This is a genomic window from Longibacter sp., assembly GCF_051155795.1.
Taxonomy (GTDB): Bacteria; Bacteroidota; Rhodothermia; order Rhodothermales; family Salinibacteraceae; genus Longibacter.
Window position 1 is genome coordinate 1 of the sequence record NZ_DAXETW010000155.1, and the last position, 22,016, is coordinate 22,016.

18 protein-coding genes and 1 pseudogene are annotated in these 22,016 nt (G+C 62.4%); 10 read left to right on the top strand and 9 right to left on the bottom strand.

The window, feature by feature from the left end; genetic code table 11:
* A pseudogene (locus ACFCU0_RS14850) lies at positions 1-299 on the bottom strand (hypothetical protein); the annotation flags it as partial.
* A 113-nt stretch (positions 300-412) separates the two neighbouring features.
* Between ACFCU0_RS14850 and ACFCU0_RS14855 the strand changes: the two are divergent.
* Positions 413-853 carry an NUDIX domain-containing protein gene (locus ACFCU0_RS14855; RefSeq protein ID WP_434974465.1) on the top strand — a complete coding sequence of 147 codons (441 nt, stop codon included), beginning with the start codon at positions 413-415 and terminating at the stop codon, positions 851-853.
* Positions 854-903: 50 nt separating this feature from the next.
* Here ACFCU0_RS14855 and ACFCU0_RS14860 read toward each other — a convergent pair whose 3' ends face one another.
* The gene (locus tag ACFCU0_RS14860; RefSeq protein WP_434974466.1) at positions 904-1,884 is read right to left on the bottom strand and encodes a quinone oxidoreductase family protein; all 981 of its coding nucleotides are present in this window, start codon (positions 1,882-1,884) and stop codon (positions 904-906) included.
* Between the two features lie 70 nt (positions 1,885-1,954).
* Positions 1,955-2,485, bottom strand: a complete 531-nt coding sequence (locus ACFCU0_RS14865) for a PaaI family thioesterase (protein ID WP_434974467.1) — start codon at positions 2,483-2,485, stop codon at positions 1,955-1,957.
* 266 nt (positions 2,486-2,751) lie between these two features.
* Here ACFCU0_RS14865 and ACFCU0_RS14870 point away from each other — a divergent pair, with 266 nt between their 5' ends.
* From ACFCU0_RS14870 to ACFCU0_RS14890, 5 genes are all read left to right on the top strand, one after another.
* Positions 2,752-3,339, top strand: coding sequence for an arsinothricin resistance N-acetyltransferase ArsN1 family B (locus tag ACFCU0_RS14870; protein WP_434974468.1), 588 nt, complete (start codon positions 2,752-2,754; stop codon positions 3,337-3,339).
* Positions 3,340-3,500: 161 nt separating this feature from the next.
* Complete coding sequence (locus tag ACFCU0_RS14875) at positions 3,501-3,983, top strand: OsmC family protein (RefSeq protein WP_434974469.1); 483 nt, start codon at positions 3,501-3,503, stop codon at positions 3,981-3,983.
* A gap of 2 nt (positions 3,984-3,985) precedes the next feature.
* Positions 3,986-4,333 carry a cupin domain-containing protein gene (locus ACFCU0_RS14880; RefSeq protein WP_434974470.1) on the top strand — a complete coding sequence of 116 codons (348 nt, stop codon included), beginning with the start codon at positions 3,986-3,988 and terminating at the stop codon, positions 4,331-4,333.
* Positions 4,334-4,478: 145 nt separating this feature from the next.
* Positions 4,479-4,952: a class I SAM-dependent methyltransferase gene (locus tag ACFCU0_RS14885; protein ID WP_434974490.1), complete on the top strand. Its 474-nt coding sequence runs from the start codon at positions 4,479-4,481 to the stop codon at positions 4,950-4,952.
* 11 nt (positions 4,953-4,963) lie between these two features.
* Positions 4,964-5,452 (top strand): SRPBCC family protein, encoded by a 489-nt coding sequence (locus ACFCU0_RS14890; protein WP_434974471.1) that lies wholly within the window; start codon positions 4,964-4,966, stop codon positions 5,450-5,452.
* Positions 5,453-5,663: 211 nt separating this feature from the next.
* Here ACFCU0_RS14890 and ACFCU0_RS14895 read toward each other — a convergent pair whose 3' ends face one another.
* The 3 genes from ACFCU0_RS14895 to ACFCU0_RS14905 form a co-directional block, all read right to left on the bottom strand.
* Complete coding sequence (locus ACFCU0_RS14895; protein WP_434974472.1) at positions 5,664-6,350, bottom strand: RBBP9/YdeN family alpha/beta hydrolase; 687 nt, start codon at positions 6,348-6,350, stop codon at positions 5,664-5,666.
* Between the two features lie 85 nt (positions 6,351-6,435).
* Positions 6,436-7,890 (bottom strand): PLP-dependent aminotransferase family protein, encoded by a 1,455-nt coding sequence (locus ACFCU0_RS14900; protein ID WP_434974473.1) that lies wholly within the window; start codon positions 7,888-7,890, stop codon positions 6,436-6,438.
* Between the two features lie 297 nt (positions 7,891-8,187).
* Positions 8,188-8,805 (bottom strand): cysteine hydrolase, encoded by a 618-nt coding sequence (locus ACFCU0_RS14905; RefSeq protein ID WP_434974474.1) that lies wholly within the window; start codon positions 8,803-8,805, stop codon positions 8,188-8,190.
* 126 nt (positions 8,806-8,931) lie between these two features.
* Between ACFCU0_RS14905 and ACFCU0_RS14910 the strand changes: the two genes are divergently transcribed.
* From ACFCU0_RS14910 to ACFCU0_RS14920, 3 genes are all read left to right on the top strand, one after another.
* Complete coding sequence (locus ACFCU0_RS14910; RefSeq protein WP_434974475.1) at positions 8,932-9,315, top strand: MerR family transcriptional regulator; 384 nt, start codon at positions 8,932-8,934, stop codon at positions 9,313-9,315.
* Between the two features lie 84 nt (positions 9,316-9,399).
* Positions 9,400-10,770, top strand: coding sequence for an NAD(P)-binding domain-containing protein (locus ACFCU0_RS14915; RefSeq protein WP_434974476.1), 1,371 nt, complete (start codon positions 9,400-9,402; stop codon positions 10,768-10,770).
* Between the two features lie 92 nt (positions 10,771-10,862).
* Positions 10,863-12,050, top strand: coding sequence for an MFS transporter (locus ACFCU0_RS14920; RefSeq protein WP_434974477.1), 1,188 nt, complete (start codon positions 10,863-10,865; stop codon positions 12,048-12,050).
* On the opposite strand, the gene ACFCU0_RS14925 is transcribed toward ACFCU0_RS14920, so the two are convergent.
* Both ACFCU0_RS14925 and glgP read right to left on the bottom strand, forming a co-directional pair.
* Complete coding sequence (locus tag ACFCU0_RS14925; RefSeq protein WP_434974478.1) at positions 12,051-12,617, bottom strand: sigma-70 family RNA polymerase sigma factor; 567 nt, start codon at positions 12,615-12,617, stop codon at positions 12,051-12,053. It abuts the gene before it with no gap.
* A gap of 1,401 nt (positions 12,618-14,018) precedes the next feature.
* The gene (gene glgP / locus ACFCU0_RS14930; protein WP_434974479.1) at positions 14,019-16,091 is read right to left on the bottom strand and encodes an alpha-glucan family phosphorylase; all 2,073 of its coding nucleotides are present in this window, start codon (positions 16,089-16,091) and stop codon (positions 14,019-14,021) included.
* A 711-nt stretch (positions 16,092-16,802) separates the two neighbouring features.
* Here glgP and ACFCU0_RS14935 point away from each other — a divergent pair.
* A complete protein-coding gene (locus tag ACFCU0_RS14935; RefSeq protein ID WP_434974480.1) occupies positions 16,803-18,767 on the top strand; it encodes a TonB-dependent receptor plug domain-containing protein in 1,965 nt (654 codons plus the stop codon).
* 128 nt (positions 18,768-18,895) lie between these two features.
* Here ACFCU0_RS14935 and ACFCU0_RS14940 read toward each other — a convergent pair whose 3' ends face one another.
* Entirely contained in the window at positions 18,896-21,994 is a 3,099-nt protein-coding gene (locus tag ACFCU0_RS14940) for an efflux RND transporter permease subunit (protein ID WP_434974481.1), read from the bottom strand.
* Positions 21,995-22,016: the final 22 nt, after the last annotated feature.

A 22,016-nucleotide genomic window follows, 5' to 3' on the forward strand; every position in this document is an offset into this window, starting at 1 on the left:
GGGACGGCGCCGTCGTCTCCGGGGCTTGGCCGCAGGCCCAGGCCGAAAGGGGACGCGCCTCTACCAGAGCCGAGGAGCCGCTCGTGGAGCCGGGTTCGGCGCGTGGTGGCGCGGAGAAGCTCCGCCTCGTTCGTTGGGTAGAGCAGCTCGATGAGCGCATGCCGGAAGAAAAAGCGCCGGTTGGCCGTTTCTTGCCCGGGATGTTGATTGGGCGGTCCTTCGACGAATCTCAATCGGATAAGGGCGTCGGCCGTGGGGGCGTCAGCCGCCGTGCAGATAAACACGTGATCGAGTTCCATGGCGTTTGACATTACTGGGTCGGGGCATTGGTGCAGTCGGCGGGGCGTTGAACGCAGCCCGATGGCTGCTCTATTCGTTCGCCAAAACGGCTCGAAATCAACCGAACATCACAATGTCTACCGATGCGCTCACCATTCGGCCTGGCGTGGCCGGTATCGTTTTTAATTCGGATGATGAGCTACTGCTTCACCGGCGCCGCGCCGGTGACGGCTGGGCGCCGCCCAGTGGGTCGATGGAGCCCGGCGAAGACGTGAAATCGGCGTTCCGCCGCGAGCTGCACGAAGAGACGCGCCTGCGGGTCGACGTTGCGCGGTTCGTGGGACTCTACTCCGACCCGTCCTTTCAGATCGTGCGGTACCCTTCGGGCAAGACGGTGCATTTCGTAACCAGCGTCTTTGCCTGTCGGAAGGCGGGCGGGGACTTACAAGGGGCAGAGGAAGGGTTCGAGTGGAGGTGGTTCGCCCCGGACGGGTTGCCCGATGTCATGCCCCCGTACGCGCGCCACTGGATTGACGATTCCCTTTCCAAGCTCAACCATCCGGTGGTTCGGTAGGAAGAGCCGCGGCACGTGTAGACGCGAAGGGGTTTGGCACAGACTGGAGATCATCCGGCGGGTACCAACAGGAGTCGCCCATGGTGGCGGCGCGCTTCCATCATGCGGTGGGCTTCAGGCGCCTCGTCGAGCGGGAGCGTACGGTACGGAGGAGGGGGGAGACGACCCGCTTCCACGTGGTCCGCAAGCACCGCGATGCTCTGGCGGAGCGCCTTGCCGTCCAGCGACTCTGTGGAGTACCCCGTGAGCACGACGCCGCGCATAAGGTCCCATGCCGAGAGGCTCAGGTCGGTGCCTGAGGCGGCGCCCACCAGCACATACCGGCCGCCGTCACGGAGCGCGTTCACACTCGGCGAGAACGTAGCCTGGCCGACCGGGTCGAGGACGCCATCCACGGGCGAGACCGCCAGGTCGGCGCGGTCGTTCACAACGGCGACTTCGTCAGCGCCGAGGTCGCGAAGCGCCGTCTCGTTCTCCGGGCGCGTCGTTCCGGCGACTACCTGCAGGTCCTGCGCCCGCGCGAGCCGCACGGCGGCGCTCCCAACTCCGCCTGACGCGCCGTGTATGAGAAGACGCTGGCCCGGCGTGAGCCCAAGCCGCTCCATCGCTTGGTGCGCTGTGACAGCAGCCAAGCCCAGCGCCGCGATGTCATGTGAATCGATTCCGTCCGGCACGATTGCGATGTGATCCGCTGGGACCGTTACGTGTGATTGATACCCACCGGGGTAGGTTGCGTGGACGCCCCCGAGCCCCTGCATCATCGTGATCACGCGTTGACCGACCGCAACGTCGGTTACGTCGGATCCGACATCGGTTACTACGCCAACCGCTTCGAGGCCCGGCGTGTAGGGGAAGGGGTCGTCCGTGTGCACGGGCCAGTTGCCGGCGCGGATTTCGAGGTCTGCCCGATTCACCGGCGCGGCGTCGACGCGAAATCGTACAGACGTGGGGTCGACCGGGGGGAGGGTGATGTCGCGCACGGTGAGGACCGACGGCGGACCGTAGGTCGTGATCTGAATGGATTGCGGCATGGGTGTAGACAGTTAGATCGATGCGGTCAAGCGATCAGTGATGCCTATACGTCGAGATGCATCCAACCCCTTATGGGGTGTTTGGTGCGGACGATGAGCGTGCTTTCGGGGTCGAGCGGAACTGTGCATGCCCCACAGCGAAGACCTGATCGTCACCGCCGGTTACCTCCCCACTCAAGAAGAGGTGTGGGCCGTGGCTTCGGTCGATGCGCGCACGTACCGTAACGGCCTCGATGTCAGGAGTCACCGGCTCGAGAAAGCGGACCTCCAACTGGGTTGTGAGAGCCGTCCAGCCCATGAGGTAGGTGAGAGGTCCGAAGACGTTGTCGAGCGCGGACGCGATCATGCCGCCCTGCATGAAGCCCACTGGATTGCGGAAGCGCGCCTGATTGGGAAAGCGAACCGTAAGCCGGCCCTCTTCGGGGTCCACGTCCAGAATCTCGCCGCGCATGTCGACAAAGCACGGCGGGGGAATTGCGAGCGTAGTATCCTCCGGCGTGTTCGACTGGAGGAGGGCAATGAACGCATCGGAGAGCGACGATCCGTGCTTCGAGGTCGAGGAGGCTGAAGCAGACCGGTTTGGAGTCGAGTCGGTTGTCACTGGACAGGTCGTATGCTGAGATTGATCGTTTTGAGACAAACTATACCACTACATACATAGCTCTGCGCTACGATATAAGAGACAGACGCCGCCTATCGAGTCGGTACAGTTGGTCTACTCGGTTTCGCTGAAGGGTACCCGTCACGCTCGGAGTGGCATGCGCCCGGGCTGTACCGGTCATATACTGCCATACTGTATCTTGCTTCTTCACCGTCTGGACGCAAGATACCTGTTTCAGATTGGCCCTAGATCAGATTCATGAGTCCATGATCCGCCCAGTAGAGCAGGAAGACGCAGGTGATGTGGCCGCTATCTACCGGCCGATCGTTGAAGAGACACCGATTTCGTTCGAGGCGGAGGCCCCATCCCCTGACGCGATGCGTAGCCGCATGTTGGATACGGCTAAGGATCGGCCCTGGCTCGTGTGTGACCTCGGTGACCAGATCGCGGGCTATGCCTACGCCACGCCCCATCGATCCCGAGGCGCCTACCGGTGGTCGGTCGATTCTTCGATCTACGTAGGTAAGGCGTTCAGGCGACGGGGCGTGGCCCGGGCGCTATACACAGCCCTGTTCGGTGTGCTTCGAGCGCAGGGATACGTGAACGTGTTTGCAGGCGTGACGCTGCCGAACCCGGCCAGCGTAGCCTTGCATGAGTCGATGGGCTTTCAGCCCGTTGGCGTCTACCGGCGGGTCGGCTACAAGCAGGGCGCGTGGCACGACGTGGGGTGGTGGCAACGTGCTCTTCAAGATGTCCAGGCACCCGGTGAGATCGTCGCGTTCGATGAGATGAGCAGCCGGCCTTTGGTCCGCGACGCACTGCAATCCGGATGGGAACGCCTCGACACCGCCTAAAGCAGTGGCTCTGTAGTCGCCACTCGCTCAGTCGATCAGTTGAGTAGCAAACTGTGGGTAATCTGTGCCCAGCCGGTTCGGCCGAACTGTGTCTGTACTTTCCGGCGAACGGGCAGTAGGATACGTGCGGATAGCCGTTGTAATCTCCACATACAAGTCCTATGCACGCATACACCGCAGGCATACGCTGGGAGCGCGGGGATCAGCCCTTCACCGACGGCCGTTACGCGCGGCGACACGAGTGGGTGTTCGACGGGGGCGTCACCGTGCCGACATCGGCCTCGCCGCAGGTGGTACCCGAGCCGCTCTCCGACGCCGCCTGCGTCGATCCGGAAGAAGCGTTCGTCGCCGCCCTCAGCAGCTGCCACATGCTGTGGTTTCTTCACCTCGCGGCCGACCGCGGGCTCGTGGTCGACCGCTACGACGATACGCCCGTGGGCGCGATGGATCCGGAGGACGAGCCGATGTGGATGCGGCGGGTCACGCTGCGCCCGCACGTTGCGTTCGCCAGCGACAGTCCCGATGCAGCAACGCTCCGGCAGCTCCACGACGCCGCCCACGCACGCTGCTTTCTGGCTCACTCAGTACGGACGACCATCGCCGTGGAGCCGCGCCATCCCGCTCACGATGCAGAAGCCCACTGATTATGCAAAAAGTGAACATACGTGACGAATTCGCGTCCATCGACGAGTATTGGTCGCAGCATATTGTCGGCGAAGCCAACGGCACGCTCATCAAACTCGCGAAGGGGACCGGGTCGACCACCTGGCACGCGCACGACGATCAGGACGAGGTTTTTCTCGTCCACCGCGGCACGCTTCTCGTGGAACTGCGGGATCAGACGGTCACGCTGGAGGCCGGCGAGCTGCTGGTCGTCCCGCGCGGCGTGGAGCACCGACCCCGCGCCGCGGGTGACGTCGAACTCCTCGTGCTGGGTCGCAGCATCACCTCCACCCCGGAGGGCGGCAAGCCGGCGTGGAGCGCGACGGCGTGACGAAAGCCCGTTTGGCGAAAGACAGCGTAACGAAAGTCAACTCCCATCACGTGCTCACACCCCCATGCACAACGCGTACGTCCACGGCTATGGATCGGCGGAGAGCCTGCGGCTTTAGGATCAGGCCTCCACGCTTGGCGAACTGCTGCACACCGACACCGCCTATCCCGCCGGCAGCCGCGTGCTGGAGGCGGGCTGCGGCGTCGGGGCGCAGACGGTGACGCTCGCGCGGCAGAGCCCGGAGGCGCGCATCACGGCCATTGACATCTCCGAACGCTCGCTGCGCCGCGCCCACGAACGCGTGGAGGCGGCGGGCCTGACGAACGTGGCGCTCCAGCAGGCCGACCTCTTCGACCTGCCGTTCCCGTCGGCGTCGTTTGACCACGTCTTCGTGTGCTTCGTGATGGAGCATCTGGCCGCGCCGAAGCGGGCGCTCACCGTGCTGAAACAACAGCTCCTCCCCGGCAGCACGATGACCGTCATCGAAGGCGATCACGGGTCGACGTCGTTCTACCCCGAGAGCGAGGCGGCGCATCTATCCGCTTCTGCAGGAGGCCGGGCTCGACGCCGACGGGGTCTTCTGCTACACCTTTTTCAAAGCCTTCGCCACCCACACTGACTGAACGCACCATGGATCTTAAGGACATCGACGAGACTGTCGCCATCGAGGAAACCGTGCGCGTCCCCGCCCTGCGGGAGCGGGCCTTCCACGCGTTCGCCCGCGAGCTAGACCGCTGGTGGCCGCCGGCCTATACGTGGGCCGGTGATACGATACGGCACATTACGGTCGAGCCGTTCGTCGGCGGGCGCTGCCTGGAGATCGGGCCGAACCGGTTTGTCATCTGCTGGGGACGGGTGACCGAGTGGGACGAACCGGAGCGCCTTGCCTTCACGTGGCAGATCAGCATGGATCGCCAACCCGTGCCGAATCCCGAGCAGGCGAGCCTGGTCGTCGTCCGCTTCGCCGCCGTCGAGGACGCGACGCAGGTGCAGTTGACGCACCGCGCCTTCGAGCGGCACGGTGACGGCGGAGAAGCATATCGCGAAGCCCTGGCTGGTGCAGAGGGGTGGCCTTACATCCTGTCTCGGTTTCAAGCGTTTCTTGCGGAGTCGCCGTAGGGGCCGAGCACACGCTTACGCCGACCTCTGCGCCCCTGCACGGGCCGTTGGCATCAGCGCTCAAGTCGGGCCTCACGATCCATGTTGTTCACGACCGCCGGCTGACGTGATCGAGGCGTGGAGCACCATGGCGCGCCGGACAGCCCGCGCGGTCCTGCGTGTTAGCCAAATCGACGGCGTCGACCTCGTTTTGACTCCGATGCCATCTAAACTAGTGGGTCGTGGTCTGCGGGTCCGTGTCCTCGGCAGAGCCCGAAAGCATCCGCGCCAGCGCTCGAAGCACAGCCGGATGTTCTGTGAATCCATCGCTCGCCAGGAAGTGCCCGCCGCGCTCCACGGTGATGAGCCCTGCATCAAGCATCGTCTGCAGATGCACGGTATGCGCGAACGGGACGATGGGGTCGTTCGCGGAGGCGATGACGACGCGGCGGGGCGTGAGCGCCTGGATCGCAGGAAAGGAGACACTGGGCGCCGTGAAGGCATCGAGTTCGGGGAGCGATGCGATCGGCTGTGAGAACCCCGAGACCAGCACAATCCCGCCGATCGTTGTGCCTTCGGGCAATGCGTTCAGGTAGTGGAGCAGGCTGATGCAGCCGAGGCTGTGCGCGACGAAGAAGGTGCCTGGGCCCGTTGCCGGGATGCGTCGCTCCAGCGTGCGTTTCCAGGCGTCTGCGTCGGGGGCGTCGGAGTCCGGCATGGGATGGATCGTGACGGCGTGTCCGTCGGCTTCTAGCTCGCGCTTCAGCCACGGAAACCAGTGATCGGACGGCGAGGCGCTGTAGCCGTGGATGATATGCACCGTGGCCGATGGAGTGCCCTCGGATGGAGCGCCATTCCCCGACTTATTGCTTCCCGCCGGAATCTGAGCCGTCGCCATGTGAGTGGTCATAATCGACATGCTGATTGCGATGAACCGTTGCGTGAGGGGCTTGAGGTGTATCATCGGATGCATCCCGCGACATGGAGGACACTGGTACGGCGGGCTACGCCGGCTGCAGGTCGCTCTGCAACTCGTGCGCGAGAGCGCCGATCGTTTCGATGGCCTCTTCGAGGCGATCAGACCATATTTGAGCACCATTGAGCCGGATGCAGTGGTCGTACGTCGCGCTCGGCGCGAAGAGCGTGCCCGGCGCGATGCTGATGCCGCGGTCGTAGGCCTCGTCGCTCAGACACGTAGCGTTGATCTTGCGAGGCATCTCCACCCAGAGCAGAAAGCCGCCCTTGGGGTTAGTGACGCGCGTGCCGTGCGGAAAGGCATCGGCCACGGCCTGGCGCATGCGCGTAAGGTTGTCGCGGTAGTGCCGGCGGAGCGACCGCAGGTGCTTCTCATAGCCGCCCTGGTTGATGAAGTCCGCCACCGCACGCTGCATCGGAGACGCCGTAGATGCGGTATGTGCTGTCTTCAACGCAGCCACGTCACGACCATAGCGACCCGCTGTTACAAACCCGATCCGGTATCCTGGAGCAATCGTTTTTGAGAAAGATGAGCAATACAGAACCCGCTCGTCGGTATCAAAGGCTTTGACAGGCTTTGGACGCGCATCGCCGAAGTACAAGTCTCCATAGATATCGTCCTCGATCAGAGGAAGGTCGTGCTCCACGAGTAGGTCGTACAGCGCCCGCTTACTGGATTCCGGCATCAGGCTCCCGGTCGGGTTGCTGTAATTGGGGATCAGGAGGAGCGCTGCAATATCCTCCCGCTCAATGGCCTCGCGAACGCCTTCGACGCACACGCCTGTCTGCGGTGATGTAGGAAGTTCCAGGGCCTGCAGTCCGAGTTTTTCGAGAAGGAGGAGGACGCCGAAATAGGTTGGTGACTCGATGGCGACTGTATCTCCCGGTTCCGTAACGGCTTGTAGGCTAAGCGAAAGAGCCTCCATGCACCCATTCGTGATGACAACATCGGCGTCGTCGAAGGCGCACCCACTCAGCAGACCCCGCTGTGCAAAGAGCCTGCGCAAAGGAGAATAGCCGAGCGGGTCGTAGGTGGGCGTTTGGTGAACCGTGTCTCGCGCCACGCGGGCGAGGTGACTGCCCAGTCGCTCGGTAGGGAGCAGTTCGGGAGCAGGGAGGGCAGCCCCCAGTGGCACGACCTCTGGGTCGGACAAGGATGCGATGAGCCGCATCACGAGATCCGCTGTGTCAACGCGACAGCAGTACTTCGGCGGAATGGTGATGGTCGGCTCCGTGACCGGGATGCGGTCGATCGCACGGACGTAAAATCCCGATTGAGGCTGCGCTTCGATGAGGCCGCGATCTTCAAGAATTCGGTACGCGTGCGTCACCGTCGAGATGCTCACGCCCTGCGTTGCGCTCAGCTGTCGTACCGACGGAACCTGGTCACCGGGTTGAAGGGTGCCGGTTTCGATCATGGATGAGACAGTCGAGGCAATCTGCTCGTACAGAAAGCCGTCTTCGCGGCGAATAAACGGGTCCATGTCGGTACCTCCTGTCAATCGGTTGATGACACGGTTACTAGATAGCAGGCAAGAGCCACCCCATACAGATGCAATTCTCGCTGATAAAACCAGTACAGTTGGCTTCGATCTGCTGAGCATGCCGGTCTGCATGCATTTTCCCCCAGCAGGAAGGACATCTCTTCACCCTGATCTGAGGGGAGGCCGACCGTGAAGCCCCATTCGTGCCCCCCCCTATGGTTGGGGCATGAAGTCGCGACAGTGTAAAGAGACGACGCTCCGCGATTGCATTGCAGGAGAAAGGCAGGCAACGCTGACCTACGCGGTAGGGGAAGCAGTTCGGCCGCCAAGAAGCTGCTCTGACCGAATTCGATGGCCGAAGTGGGGCACAACGTTATCGAGCACATGCCGGCGTTGATCGGTCGTAAAGGCACTTGTGGCATCCTCGATCACATGCATGGAATATCCGAGATCATGACCGTCCCGCAAGGTACTTTCGACACATACGTGTAGCGCATAACCAGCAAGGCAAAGAGTCGTCACATCGTTGTTCCGTAGATAGGCGTCGAGGTTAGAATGCGAGAATGCGCTGGCTCCGGTTCGGCCTGATACGACAAATTCGCCACCGCGTGGTTGGAAGCCGGCAGCGAAGGGGCGTCCCGGGCCTATCCATGTGCCAGCATCAGGGATGGCCTTGAATAGTCCGGCTGTACCCTGTCCTCCGATTATCGGGTAGCCGGGCTCAAATAGACACGGAACGTGGATAACATGCATAGCGGATGCTCGTGCAGCACGGAGCGCACGTCGAGCACCATTCACCGACGTAGTAAACTGCTGCTCGTCCCTCATCAAGACGTTGAGCTTTCCCTCTTCAGGGTCAAGCCATTCGCGCTGAAACTCGATGAGGAGAAGGGCTGAAGTCGCATCTGTTATCATGGCGCTGCTGTTTCGTTTGACCCTAATCTACAATTGATGTAGATAATCTACAAACGGAGCAATGGCCTGTTCCAGCCGTTCATATGCGCCAGCAGTCACATATTTGATAACCGACCAATGACGAACATGGCGGATCCTTCAGATGGCGACTCCACGGACGACGCGTCCTTGCTGCCAGCGAGTGAATCTCCCGAAGATGTCCTTATGGACTTTGAGTTTTTGTCCCGCCTCGTCGTTGGCATCGGGGAGGTTGCCAAAATCACGGACGTACCGAAGCGGAAGTTGCGGTACTGGCAGAAGAAAGGGTTGATTGATTCGGTCCGAGACGAATCGGGAAGCACCAGGCGCTTCGACTATGTCAACATAAAAAAAGTCCTTCTCATCAAAGAGCTGATTGACGAAGGGTATACGCTGGATGCGGCCGCGGAGAAAGTGCGTCAGCGGATGCAGATGATTGACGAAGCCTTCCGCCGTCTTGCCAGGCAAGGGGATAGGCAAGGGAGCGAATAGGTCTCGCACGAGAGCGTCGTCTTTTTCGATTGCTCATTCGTCTGTATGAGTGCACGCGCAACCTATAAACGAAAAAGTGTACTCATGACGAATCGTCTACCGATAGCAATCATTGGCGCAGGGCCCGTCGGCCTGGCAGCTGCAAGCCACCTGCTAGAACGCGGAGAAACGCCCCTCGTGTTCGAGGCGGGTCCAGACGCCGCTACAGCCGTCCGCGAGTGGCAGCACGTGCGTCTCTTCTCGCCGTGGAAGTACAACATCGACGATGCCTCGCGACGGCTTCTCCGCGAAGCAGGGTGGGTCGAGCCCGACCCGAATGTGCTGCCCACCGGACGTGACCTTCGCGAGCAGTATCTTCGTCCGCTTGCGACGCGCACGCGGCTGGCCCGCCACATCCAGTACAAGTCACGTGTGGTGGCCATTACGCGAGACGGTCGAGACAAGATGAAAACCGCTGACCGCGGGTCTCGACCGTTCACGCTCAAAATCGAGTCAGATGGAGGCACGGTCTGGAAGAAAGCACGCGCGGTGATTGATGCCTCCGGCACGTGGTTTACTCCCAACCCGGCCGGTGCAAGTGGGGTGGCCGTACCCGGCGAAGAGGCACACAGCGCCCACATCACGTATGGCATTCCTGATGTGCTGAGAGCGAACCGCGACGACTACGCAGGACAGGATATCCTTGTGCTGGGTGGTGGTCACTCGGCCATGAACGTCGTGTTGGACCTGGTGACGCTCCAGGAAGTGGCACCGGATACGCGCGTGATATGGGCGAGACGGTCGACGCCGACCGAACCAGACGACTTTGGGGGAGGCAGAAACGATGCGCTGGCCGCTCGTGGTGCGCTGGGCCAACAAGCCTATGCTGCCATCCAGGACGGACGCGTCGATCTGGTCTCCCCGTTTTTAACACACGCGATCAAATCCAACCACGAAGCCGCCCCGAAGCTGCGCATCCTTGGAGAGCAGGACGGGTCGACCTCCGTTCTTCATGCGGATCAGCTTGTTGTGGCCACGGGGTTTCGCCCGGACCTGGACATCCTTCGAGAGGTGCGCATTGACATCGATCCCGTGACGGAATCCGTGGCCGATCTTGCGCCGCTCATCGATCCGAATCTCCATAGTTGCGGAACCGTCCCGCCGCATGGCGTCGACGAACTCACGCACCCAGAGAAAGACGTGTTCATCGTCGGCATGAAGAGTTATGGTCGAGCGCCGACATTCCTCATGGCGACTGGCTACGAACAAGTGCGGTCGATAGCGGCTCATCTGACCGGGGATGATGAAGCGGCGACACGTATTGAGCTTACCCTGCCCGAGACAGGGGTGTGCAGCGCCCCGGCACCTGTGAACGAAGCCGATGAGAACAGGGCGGGATCCTGCTGTGCACCGGTCCCCCGTGTCCGGCGTGCCGCAGAGTCCGCCACGGTGTCTTCGTCCAGCTGCTGTGCCTAGGCATGGGTTGCCCCAGAACAAGTCCCGGCCGCTGGGCCTCGCTGCGTGCACTGTGGCAGCCGGACCTTCGCGTGCTCTTAACGATCCTCTCTGTGACTCAACTCACAGGGTGGGGAACCCTCTACTATGGGTTTTCCCTCTTTATCGAACCGATGCAGCAGGATTTAGGGTGGTCGCGATCCCAGATCCAGAGTGCTGCAACCGTAGCGCTTCTCACCTGGGGGGCGCTATCGCCCGTCGTAGGATATCTGTTGACTCAGTACGGAAGCCGCCCGGTCATGACGGGTGGTTCCGTCCTGGGCGGTGTTGGACTGTTCGTCTGGGCACTGTGGCCGTCGACTCCCTGGGTTTTCTGGAGTGCCTGGGCCATGGTTGGGGCTTCGATGAGCATGGTGCTGTACGAACCCGCCTTCGCCGTACTCGTCCGCACTGCCCGTGACCATTACCAGGCTGCGATTACCGCGCTCACCCTTGTTGGCGGCTTCGCGAGCACATTTTTTCTTCCGCCGATTCAGTGGGTCATCGACGGGTGGGGATGGCACGGTGCCATTTTCGCTCTGGCTGGAGCCAATCTCTTCGTCTGTGCTCCGCTTCATGTCCTAGGACTGCCCTCCCGCTCTGCCCATTCATCGGCGACAGGAACCGACTCACAAGAGGCACCCGCCCCGACGAAGCTGTTCGATATGGGGCTATTCAGGGAGCCTGCGTTCAAACCATCTGTTTTCGTCGGACTCGCGCTTTGGTTTACACTGTTTCAGGCGGCCTCGACCGCACTCACGTTTCTCCTTATTCCCCTACTCAGCGCGCGAGGCGTGCCCATGGCGACCATTCTGCTGTGCGTGGCGACGATCGGTCCCATGCAGGTGGCCGGACGAGCCCTCCTGCTCGGTCGAGCCGGCACGCTGCGGACATCCAGTGTAGGAACCATGATTCTGGTAACGACCTTGCTTGCCGTTGCCGTCCTCATTTCGCTGCCACCAACGCCGACCTGGCTTCTGCTGTTTGCTGGTCTGTACGGAGCGGCGAAAGGGACCATGACCATTGTCCGCGGCACCGCCGTCGCAGAGCACATGGGGGCGAGCGTCTACGCCCGTACGAACGGATGGCTCGCCATGACAGCAAAAATTGCGCAGGCTGTTCTGCCCGTTGGGCTAACGGTTCTGTGGACATCATGGAAGGACCCCGATGCGGTGATCTGGGCAATCCTCGCCGTTTTTCTGTTGTCCATGTCGGGCCTGGCCGTCATACATCAACAGTACGAACAGTCAGCGCCTGCATAATTATCGATCGGGTGCATCGCAATGGCTGGGGGACGGAGTCACAGGATCACAGTTAATCACGTGCCCTTCGCGATTGCGGACAAGGGTGCAGCATTCCTCAACGAACCGTTCGGAGACGATCCGGCGGGCCTTTTGGACGCGAGACTTCAGTGTGCTGTATGGGATACCGAGCTTGCGAGCTGCGTCTTTCTGCGTCATCTGCCCTCGAAATACCGTTAAGAAGAGCTCGGAGTGCTCCGGGGTATAGTCCTCAAGAATGCTTTTAAGGCATGTAGAGATGCTTTCTACCAGCGATGCGACCTTATCTGAATCAGATGGCGCAGGGACAAGATCCTGTTGTTCTAACCGGACATCCCGTTTTTTTCGAGTATGATCAATCAACTGATTCTTTGCGATGCGGTATATCCACTGATCGAAGCTTGTGATCTCATCGAACTGGTCTTGATTGGCAACAATGGTTTCGAAAACGTCCTGCGTGAGATCGCGGGCCCGTTCTCGATCATCCAGTCTACTTTGGATGTAGCGATAGACTTCGTCGTGATACCTATTCCAGAGAGCTTCTACCATGATGCGGCGGGAATCAACTGACAGTCTGTGATCATGCATCCTTATACCAAATCAGAATGACAATGTCGGGGGCACGGTCTCACGTGGGCGTCTGCTGCGAAGGGGGAGAGACGACCAAACGTTCATTGCTGTCTTTCTTCGCCGCGTTTCGACCGGATGGGTCCAACCGTTGAAGGCACAGCGCCCCCAACGAATCATTCTGATTCAAGATTACTGTAGGTTGCGGCTCATCTCCAGGTCGCAACCCATAGCGAGATTTCCTTGGTCATGGTCATCCGTTAGATCGAGATCGCCTTCCTTGAACCCCTCCGATCGGTAGAGAGTAACGGCTGCCGACAGGCGGCGGCTTGTCCTGAGCACAAGACGCTGGTATCCCATGGCTCCGGCCTCGCGGCGCAGCACGTAGAAGGCGGCGACCCAGTCCTCGACCGCGCGCTGTTGGAGCGACTGTCATCTTGGCCAGTTTGACAGACGTTTGCTGATATGGAATCAGGGCACAGGTTGCCAGAACGTCCGTTGGTTGAAGGAGAGCGGTCTGATCCACCGCGGTCCGGGGATCGTCGACGGACGGGTCCGGGTCGGCCACCAGAACCAAGAGAGCTCCTTCCTGCTGTAGTACATGCTTTTCTGGATCGTCCTGGATGGGTTGATCCCTTTCTTCGACATGGAAGTACGCTTCCATCCAGTCGAGATTTAGTTTCCGTAAGGCCGGGCGTAGGGTGAAGGGGCACTGATCGTGGAAAATCAGTTGGCGAGGTCGGGTGGGAACAGACATCGGTATCTGATCGAAACAGTTCTCAAGAGCAGAGGCCGTCGAACGGGCAACCCAACAAGGGATACAGAATGATCGTCCGTGCGAAGCGGAAATGGTAGGGGCAAAAGCTGCTGCTTTGGCCTGTACAGTACGCCCCGGTGCCGGAGCCTTCTGTGTATGAGAGTGTCCGTTTGCGGTCCATCGAAGTGGTGCTGTGACCTCATCGTGCGTAGAGGGGGAAGACAGGGTTTAGTCGAGCCGAATGAAGGCGAGGATGGGTTGAGTGAACCACTGTTTGCTCAACGGAAGATCCTCTGCTGCCTCTACGGTCTGAACCGCTCTGACCCGACCGTGGAACTGAGATTCTATACGACAGCCCCAGTCGATTGATGGGGATACCCAATCCGAACTTGAATGTCGGGCTATGCCTCCTTCGCCCGGGGACAGTCCGTCGGAGCGGGCAGCGAATGTTCACATCGGTGTCTTTTTACGTCCTGGTCGACCAAACATCCCCAGCATCCGAGTCCTGGCATTCGGACACGGTCACTTGGATTCAGTATTCGGGGATAAGCGCACAGCGACCAGGAATAAAAAACGCCGCCTCTCCCAAAAGGAGAAGGCGGCGTTTTTTTAGAACGTCGGCGGGACTATCCCTCAACCGGTTCCGGGATGTACATCCGTTTGACGTAGTCGATGACCATGCGCTTGGCGGAGAAGGGTCCGGGGAGGCCGGTCATGCCTTCCCGCATCATGTTCACCCACTCGGTCGGGACGCCATTCGCGTCGCGGTCGTAGAACGTGGGGATGACGCTGTTTTCGAGCTGCTTGTAGAGCGAGGCTGCGTCCTCCCGGTCCTGTACGGCCGGGTCTTCCGTGCCGTAGTCGCCCGAGGGCTGCGGGCCGATGGCCCAGCCGTTCTTGCCCTTGCCCGTGTCGCCGTCAAAGCCTTCCGGCCACCAGCCGTCGAGGACCGACAAGTTGAGGCCGCCGTGGGCCGCGATCTTCTGGCCGGATGTGCCGGACGCTTCGAGTGGGCGCCGCGGGTTGTTCAGCCACACGTCGCACCCGGACACCAGCATCCGTCCGATCTCCATGTCGTAGTTCTCGAGGAAGATGACGTTGCCTTCGAAGCCTTCCTGCTGGCTGATCTCGAAGATGCGCTGGATGAACCGCTTGCCGCCGTCGTCCGCCGGGTGGGCCTTGCCCGCGTAGATCAGGTGGACCGGCCGGTCGGCGTCCGAGAAGATGGCGCGGGCACGCTCCAGGTCACTGAAGATGAGCGGCGCGCGCTTGTACGTAGCAAAGCGGCGTGCGAAGCCGATCGTCAACGCATCCGGATCGAGGTCCGGCGTCATCGGAAGGCTCTGCGTGCGCACTTTCGTGTCGATGAAGTCGTGGAGGCGCGTCCGGAGCATCGTGCGGTACTGCCACAGCACCTCATCGTCAAGGTCGGCCAGAACCTGCCACACCTCTTCCTGGTGACGGGTGCGGAGCCAGTCGTCACCGAACTGTTCGGCGAGGAAATCGCGGGCCGGCTGGCACGTCCACGTCGGCAGGTGCACACCGTTCGTGATAGAGCCGATCGGCACCTCGTCCAGTTCGCGATGCGGGTACATGCCCTCCCACTGCTGGCGGGCGACGTGGCCGTTGAGCTTCGAGACGCCGTTGGAGGCACGGGCAAGCCGGAGACCGAGGACTGTCATCGTAAACGGCTCCGAGTGGTCGCCCGGGTGCACACGGCCGTACTTCATCAGCTCGTCCACGGACAGGTCGAGCGACTTCCGGAAGGTGTCCATCTCCTTCGCAAAGAGGTCCGGGCTAAAGCGGTCGTGCCCGGCCGGGACCGGCGTGTGCGTGGTGAAGACGCAGTGGTCGCGGACCCACTGCTCGGCGTCTGTGCGGAGTTCGCCCTGCTCCAGGCGCTCGCGCAGAAGCTCGAGCATGAGGAAGGCGCAGTGGCCTTCGTTGGCGTGGTAAACGTCCGACTCGATGCCGAGGCGACGCAAGAGACGCAATCCTGCGATGCCGAGGACAACTTCCTGGCGGATCCGCTGCTGGTTGCCGCCCTGGTACAGACGCCGCGTCAGCTTGCGGAGCTCCGTCGGGTTGGCGTCGAAGTCCGTGTCCAGGAGATACAGATCCGTGCGTCCGAGGTTAACCTTCCAGGCCCGGACATGAATGGGATGCTCTCCGGCGTGGACATCGATAATGATGCGGTCGCCGTTTTCATCGTTGACCGGGGCCACCGGATGGTGGTCGGGGTTTAGCGGCTTGTAGGACGCCTGCTGCCACCCGTCCGCATCGAACGACTGGTGGAAGTAGCCTTCCCGGAGAAACATGCCGACGGCGGTGAAAGGAAGGCCGAGATCCGACGCGGCCTTGGCATGATCACCGGCCAGGACGCCGAGTCCACCGGAGTAGAGCTGCATGCTTTCGTGCAGACCGTACTCCATGCAGAAGTAGGCCGTGCGCGGGGCATCATCGAAGTGCGGCTCCTGGTCCATGTACGCCTGAAACTCGTCGTACACGGCGTCGACATCCGACTGGAAGTCTGCGTTCGACAGGACCTCTTCATCCGCCGCGGCGAGCGCCGCCTTGGGGTTGTTGTCCGTCTGCGCGTAAATCAGCGGGTTGAGCTGCTCGAATAGCGTCCGGGCATTCGGACTCCAGCTCCACCACATGTTGTCGGAGAGAGCGTCGAGCTTTTCGCGGGTCGTCATTCGATTCGGAGAATTGTTTGGGCAAAACGATGTGCGTCGCGCAGCGAATGAATCGCTGTTCAGCCGCATAAGGGATGCAAGCAGGGCACCCGCCAGTGTCGGCACGGGGGCCGGAGCGACGACGCACAGTGATCGGCGCGTGTCTGAAAACGCCGGGGAAGAGCGGATTCGAACCCGCCATCAAAAGAGTCGGGCAGGAACCAGGGGCACGTGCCCCATCACGACGGATCCTGCCGGTAGCAACACAGGTCTGCAATAACGTAGGTATGACGCGGCGAACGCATTACGATGCTCCCGCCGAAACCGGCGAAGCGTACGACCGGAGCAAGCGCTCGAATGCGCACACCGAGTGTGGATCGTTCGTCGCGCCACTCGTACTTCACCACTCGTACTTCACAGGTACGTTCATACCGGATAAGTACACGTCCATAATTCGGTTCGACAGCCTGGAATTCAAGCAGCTTGGAAGAAGAATCGACAGTTTTCGTATGCAGGTCTGGATCGAAAGCGCTTCCATCGATAGGTTTGCTGTACGGTGTCTACGTGTACGCTCCCTGCACTTCTGACTCGGTCGACCGGAGCGCCATCGTTGCTCGAGGGTGGGGTGCTGAAAGATGCTGGGTGTCGTTACCCGGGAGTTGAACCTCAGGGAGGAGCCTGCGTTGCCCTGTTCGTTCGTCCTTCGCGGTCATCGGTGAATGTGTGTTTGCAATGGTATCTGTCTCATCCCCTCTTCGGGCCGTCGTTCTTTTTCTCTGTCTCGTCGCGGGCACGACCTCGCTGTCGGCGCGGGCTCAAACGGACGACGCTGAATCTGACACCTCCGACGTCGCCATGTACGTGCAGATGCCGGACTCGGTGGTCGTCACGGCTTCCCGCTACGCGGAGCCCACGCGCACGACGGGCCGCCGCGTGCAGGTCTGGACGCGGCGCGACATTGCAGAAATGCCGATTACGACGGTCGATCAACTCCTGGAGGTGACGGCGGGCCTTGACGTGCAGAGCCGGGGCGCCTTTGGCGTGCAGAGCGACCTTTCCCTGCGCGGCTCCACGTTCAACGGGGTCCTGCTCCTCGTCGACGGGGCACGCGTGAACGACCCGATGACGGGCCACTTTCTAATGGACATCCCGATCCCGCTGCCGGAGATCGAGCGCGTGGAGGTTCTGCGCGGACCGGCAACCGCGCTCTACGGGCCCGACGCGCTCGGAGGAGTCGTGCAGATCTTTACCCGAGCGGCGATGGCGCCCGTCCAGAACACGGAGGATGGCGTGGGGGCCGACGTGGTGGGGCAGTTCGGCGATTACAGCCTGTACAGTGGAGAGGCCCAGCTGCGCGTTGCCCGAAAGCACTGGCGCGTCAGCCTGGCCGGCACGGCGCAGGGCTCCGACGGCCAGCCGATCACGAATGAGCAGGGGGAGCCGATCGAGAGCTCCCGGGGCGAGGTGCGCACCGACTTCGAACGCTACGCCGGCACCGCGGCGGCCAAAACGAAACTGGGGAATGGCTCGATCTACGCCCGCGTAGGAATCGACGACCGGGACTTTGGCGCGTACCACTACTACGGCGTGGTCGGCGACACGGCCCGCGAGTCGACGCAGACGCTCTGGGCGCAAATCCGCGCACAGGGGGATCCGCAAGCCGACACCCGCTGGACGGCGCAGGTGGCGAGCAAGGTGCACGACGACAACTACCAGTACAATCCGCAGCTTTCCCCCAGCATCCACACCAGCCGCCTGACGACGGCCCAGGCACAGGTGTCGCGCACCGTATCGAGCGAGCTGACGCTTACCGGTGGACTCTCCGGGCAGGCGCGCGGCATCGACTCCAACACGCTGGGCGACCGATCCGACGTGGCCGGGGGCGTCTTCGCCAGCGCACGATTCCAGCCTGTGGCTCCGCTCATTCTGAACGGCAGTCTCCGGCTCGACGGCGACCCGCTCTACGGGCTGGAGCCCACGCCGCAGCTCTACGCGTCGTATTCGCTGAACACGGTCACCCTCCGCGCCGGAGTCGGGCGGGCGGTCCGTGCGCCGAACTACGTCGAGCGCTACATCGACCTGCCCACGACCAAAGGGACGGCGGACCTGGACGCCGAACGCAGCTGGTCGGCCGAGGCGGGCACCGACGTCTACCTCACGCCCGATGTGACGCTGCACCTGACCGGCTTCGGGCGCCGCACGACCGGGCTCATCGATTACGCGAAGGACGACGCCAGCGACGACACGTTCGTGGCCCGCAACCTGAATGAGGTGGAGACGCTCGGCATCGAGACGGAGGCGTCCTTTCAGCGCACGATCCAGGGAGCACGCGTCCTGCTGGACGGGAGCTACACGTTCATGGATCAGACGCTGACGTCGCAGGAGCCGGTCGCCGACGCCCGGTACGCGCTGTCGAGCCCGCGCCACCTTCTGCAGGGCCGTGCCGCTGTCTCCTACGAGCAGATTACGGCGAGCGTCAACGCCTCGTACCTCGACCGGATGGGCGACCGCGACATTCCGACCGATCAGTACGGCCTGATCCACGTCCGCCTCGCCTACGGCTGGCAGATGGTCGAAGACAAGCATGTTGCTCTGTCTGCCGAAGTCCGCAACCTTCGCGACCGGCAGTATTCCGACATCCTCGACGCCCCGATGCCGGGCCGCACCTTCCTCGTCAGCCTCCGCTTCTGGCTGTAGGGTTGGGTCGAGGTTCAAGGTTCAGGGTTCAAGGTTCAGGGGGTCTCGTGCGCAATCGATTGGCCTCGGAGGGAGGCTCCGGTGTCTGTCGAACGCAGCACCCTGACTCTAACGAGGTCCCGGACGAATCAGCGCGTGAGCAGGCGGTACAGCACGGGTACGACGAGGAGGGTAAGGCCCGTGGAGACGATCAGTCCGCCGATGATGACCCATCCCAGAGGGCTCCAGAGGCTGGATCCGGAGAGGGTGAGCGGAAGCAGTCCCCCGATGGTCGTCAGCGTCGTGAGGACGATCGGCGTGAAGCGCGTCTCGCTCGAGATCTGGACCGCTTCGAGGACGCTGTGACCGGCGTCGCGGAGCTGGTTGGCGTAGTCGACGAGGAGCGTCGAGTTGTTCACGACGATGCCGACCAGGCTCGTGAAGCCGATGAACGCAGTGAAGCTAAACGTGTAGCCCGTGAGCAGAAGAGCCGGGAAGGCGCCGATCACCGAAAGCGGGATTGCGGTGAAGATGATGAATGGCTGCCGGTACGAGTCGAACTGCAGGACCAGGACGGCGAGGATGCCGAGGATCGCGCCCAGCAGGGCGGGCAGCAGGCTGGCGAAGCTGTCTTCCTGCGCTTCCAGCTCGCCGCCCACGAAGTACCGGTAGGCGTCCGGCCAGTCCCTGTCGTCGAGGTCGGCGGTCACGGACTGGGTCACCGCCACCGCGCTGTATCCCGCTCGCGTGTCGACGTCCGCCGTCACGGTGACTGCCCGCTCGGTGTCGAAGCGGTCAATGCGCACGGGGACCGGCTTCAGGCGGATGTCGGCGATCTGACGGAGGGGGACGGTTGCGCCTGTCGTCGCGGTGACGGAAACCCGGTCGAGGTCGTCGACTCGGGCACGCCGATCGGTCGGACGATTTAGCGTGAGCACCACATCGTATTCATCGCCGGCGTCGTCCCGGTACGTGGCGACGGCCTCCCCGGCCAGGGCGGCCCGCACCGTCCGATCCACATCTACGAGGCGGACGCCATGGAGGGCCGCCGCACCGCGGTCTACGTCGACGTGCAGGTCGGTCTTGGGCTCATCGAGCGGATTGTTCACGTTCAGCGTACCGTCCGTCCGGCGGAGCAGGTCGGCGGTTTCTCCTGCCAGGCGCTCCAACGTGGCCAGGTCCGGGCCGATCACCTTGATCGCTATTGGTGCTTCCACCGGCGGGCCGTTCTTGAACACGACCGGTTCGACAGTCAGGCCCGGCTCGCCGCGAAAGGCCTCCCGCACATCGGCCGCGATGCCGGGGACGTCATCCGCCGAGGCGGCTTCGACGAGGATCTGCCCAACGTTCGCCTTTTCCCTTCGCGGGATCACGTTGTAATACACGATCGGGTTGTCGCGGCCCGTGTTGGCCGCGTAGCGCTTCACGTCGTTCCGGTCCCGCAGCCACGCCTCGACGCGCCGCACAGCGCCGTCGGTGGCGTCGAACGTGGTGCCTTCCGACGTCGTCACGTTAACCAGGAACTGCGGCTTTTCCGCATCGGGAAAGAATGAGACGCCGATCACGGGAAAGAGACTCACACTGCCAGCGAACGCCAGCACGGCGACCGCGAGGACGACGGCCGGACGTTCCAGCGAGGCCCGCAGCAGGCGCCGGTAGACATTATCGACGAACCGGTCGAGCACCCGCTGTAGCGGTCCGCTGACGATGGATGCCGGACGGTCGAGCGCCGGGTCGGCGTCGGTCTCATCGGATTCCGAAGGCGCATCGGTTGGAGTTTTTCCCCCGAGCCATCGAGCGGCGAGTAGCGGCGTCAGTGTCAAGGAGATGAGCAGCGACGCCAGCAGCGCCAGGATGACGGTGATGGGCATCGACCGAATGAAGTCGCCGCTACCGCTCTGGACGAGCACGATCGGGAGGAACGCCAGAATGCTGGTGACCGACGTGCTGACTACCGCCCAGCCGACCTCGTCCGTCCCTTTGAGCGCCGCCTCGATCGCTCCCATCCCCTTTCGGCGAAACCGCGCGACGTTTTCGGTGATCACGATGGCATCATCCACGAGCAGGCCGAGTGCGATCACGAGACCGACGATCGAGATCTGCTGGAGGCCGTAGCCGCCGAGGTCCAGGAGCCAGATCGCGATGAGGATGCTAAGGGGAATGGCCAGCATCACGATCACCGAGGCCCGTCGGCCGAGGGCCAGAAGAATGACGGCACCGACGAGCAGAATTCCCTGCAGCAGGTTCGAAAAGAAGCCGTTGACGCGGCTTGCCACGCTCTCCGACTGGTCGAACACCGTCTGGAGCTCGACGTCTGTCGGGAGTTCGGTCGCAAACGCGCTCACTTCCGCCCGGAGGGGGTCCAGTACGTCGAAGATATTGACCCCGTCGCGCTGGGTCGCCGTGACGAAGATAGCCCGCCGCCCGTTGAAGCGTGCCCGGTGGGTGGGATCCGCGTAGCCGGCCTCAACCGTGGCCACGTCCTCCAGGTACAGCACGGACGATGCGGATGCGCCGACCACGGTGCGGCGGATGGCGTCGATGGACGCGTAGTCCCCGGAAGTCTGGACCGTGAAGCGGCGTTCTCCCGCCTCGATGTCTCCGCCGGGCACATTCGGGGCGGCGGATCGGATCGCGCCGGCGACGCGGTCGAGCGACAGGTCGAGTGCACGCATGCGTTCGAGGTCGAGTCCCACCGTCACCCGCTGTTCGGGATAGGCCCACGTCTCGACCTGTTTCACACCGGCGACCCGCTCCATTCGTTGCTCGAGGCGCTCGGCTTCTTTCTCGAGAATACGGTACTCTGCGGTTTCGCTCGTGAGGGCGACCTGGTAGACCGTCACGTCCGCCGTATTGAAATCGTCGATCTCCACCTGTCGCACCTCAGCCGGTAGTGTCGGTCGCACCTCCGACATCCGCTGCGTCACGTCTTCCATCGCGTCGTCCGGATCTACGCTCGCCAGGAAATCGATCGATGTGACGGAGACGCCGTCCTGAATCGACGACTCGATGCGGTCCACGTCGTCGAGCTCGTTGATGGCGTCCTCGATCGGGTCGACGACGAGCTGCTCGATGTCTTCGGGGTTCGCGCCGGGGTAAACGGCGATCACGCGCACGGTCGGGACGGCAAACTGCGGGTCCTCCGACCGGGGCATGGTGAAGAAGCTGAGGACGCCCAGCAGGGTCACCAGAAGAAGGACGATGACCGTGAAGGGCATCCGGCGAATGGCGTACTCAGGAAGTCGCATGACAGCGCGGGCAATCAGTCAG

Excerpts from the sequence above, each read along its gene's own strand:
- ACFCU0_RS14855 (WP_434974465.1), top strand. The coding sequence starts at position 413 with ATGTCTACCGATGCGCTCACCATTCGGCCTGGCGTGGCCGGTATCGTT.
- ACFCU0_RS14860 (WP_434974466.1), bottom strand. The coding sequence starts at position 1,884 with ATGCCGCAATCCATTCAGATCACGACCTACGGTCCGCCGTCGGTCCTC.
- ACFCU0_RS14870 (WP_434974468.1), top strand. The coding sequence starts at position 2,752 with ATGATCCGCCCAGTAGAGCAGGAAGACGCAGGTGATGTGGCCGCTATC.
- ACFCU0_RS14875 (WP_434974469.1), top strand. The coding sequence starts at position 3,501 with ATGCACGCATACACCGCAGGCATACGCTGGGAGCGCGGGGATCAGCCC.
- ACFCU0_RS14880 (WP_434974470.1), top strand. The coding sequence starts at position 3,986 with ATGCAAAAAGTGAACATACGTGACGAATTCGCGTCCATCGACGAGTAT.
- ACFCU0_RS14890 (WP_434974471.1), top strand. The coding sequence starts at position 4,964 with ATGGATCTTAAGGACATCGACGAGACTGTCGCCATCGAGGAAACCGTG.
- ACFCU0_RS14895 (WP_434974472.1), bottom strand. The coding sequence starts at position 6,350 with ATGTCGATTATGACCACTCACATGGCGACGGCTCAGATTCCGGCGGGA.
- ACFCU0_RS14900 (WP_434974473.1), bottom strand. The coding sequence starts at position 7,890 with ATGGACCCGTTTATTCGCCGCGAAGACGGCTTTCTGTACGAGCAGATT.
- ACFCU0_RS14905 (WP_434974474.1), bottom strand. The coding sequence starts at position 8,805 with ATGATAACAGATGCGACTTCAGCCCTTCTCCTCATCGAGTTTCAGCGC.
- ACFCU0_RS14910 (WP_434974475.1), top strand. The coding sequence starts at position 8,932 with ATGGCGGATCCTTCAGATGGCGACTCCACGGACGACGCGTCCTTGCTG.
- ACFCU0_RS14915 (WP_434974476.1), top strand. The coding sequence starts at position 9,400 with ATGACGAATCGTCTACCGATAGCAATCATTGGCGCAGGGCCCGTCGGC.
- ACFCU0_RS14925 (WP_434974478.1), bottom strand. The coding sequence starts at position 12,617 with ATGGTAGAAGCTCTCTGGAATAGGTATCACGACGAAGTCTATCGCTAC.
- glgP (WP_434974479.1), bottom strand. The coding sequence starts at position 16,091 with ATGACGACCCGCGAAAAGCTCGACGCTCTCTCCGACAACATGTGGTGG.
- ACFCU0_RS14935 (WP_434974480.1), top strand. The coding sequence starts at position 16,803 with ATGGTATCTGTCTCATCCCCTCTTCGGGCCGTCGTTCTTTTTCTCTGT.
- ACFCU0_RS14940 (WP_434974481.1), bottom strand. The coding sequence starts at position 21,994 with ATGCGACTTCCTGAGTACGCCATTCGCCGGATGCCCTTCACGGTCATC.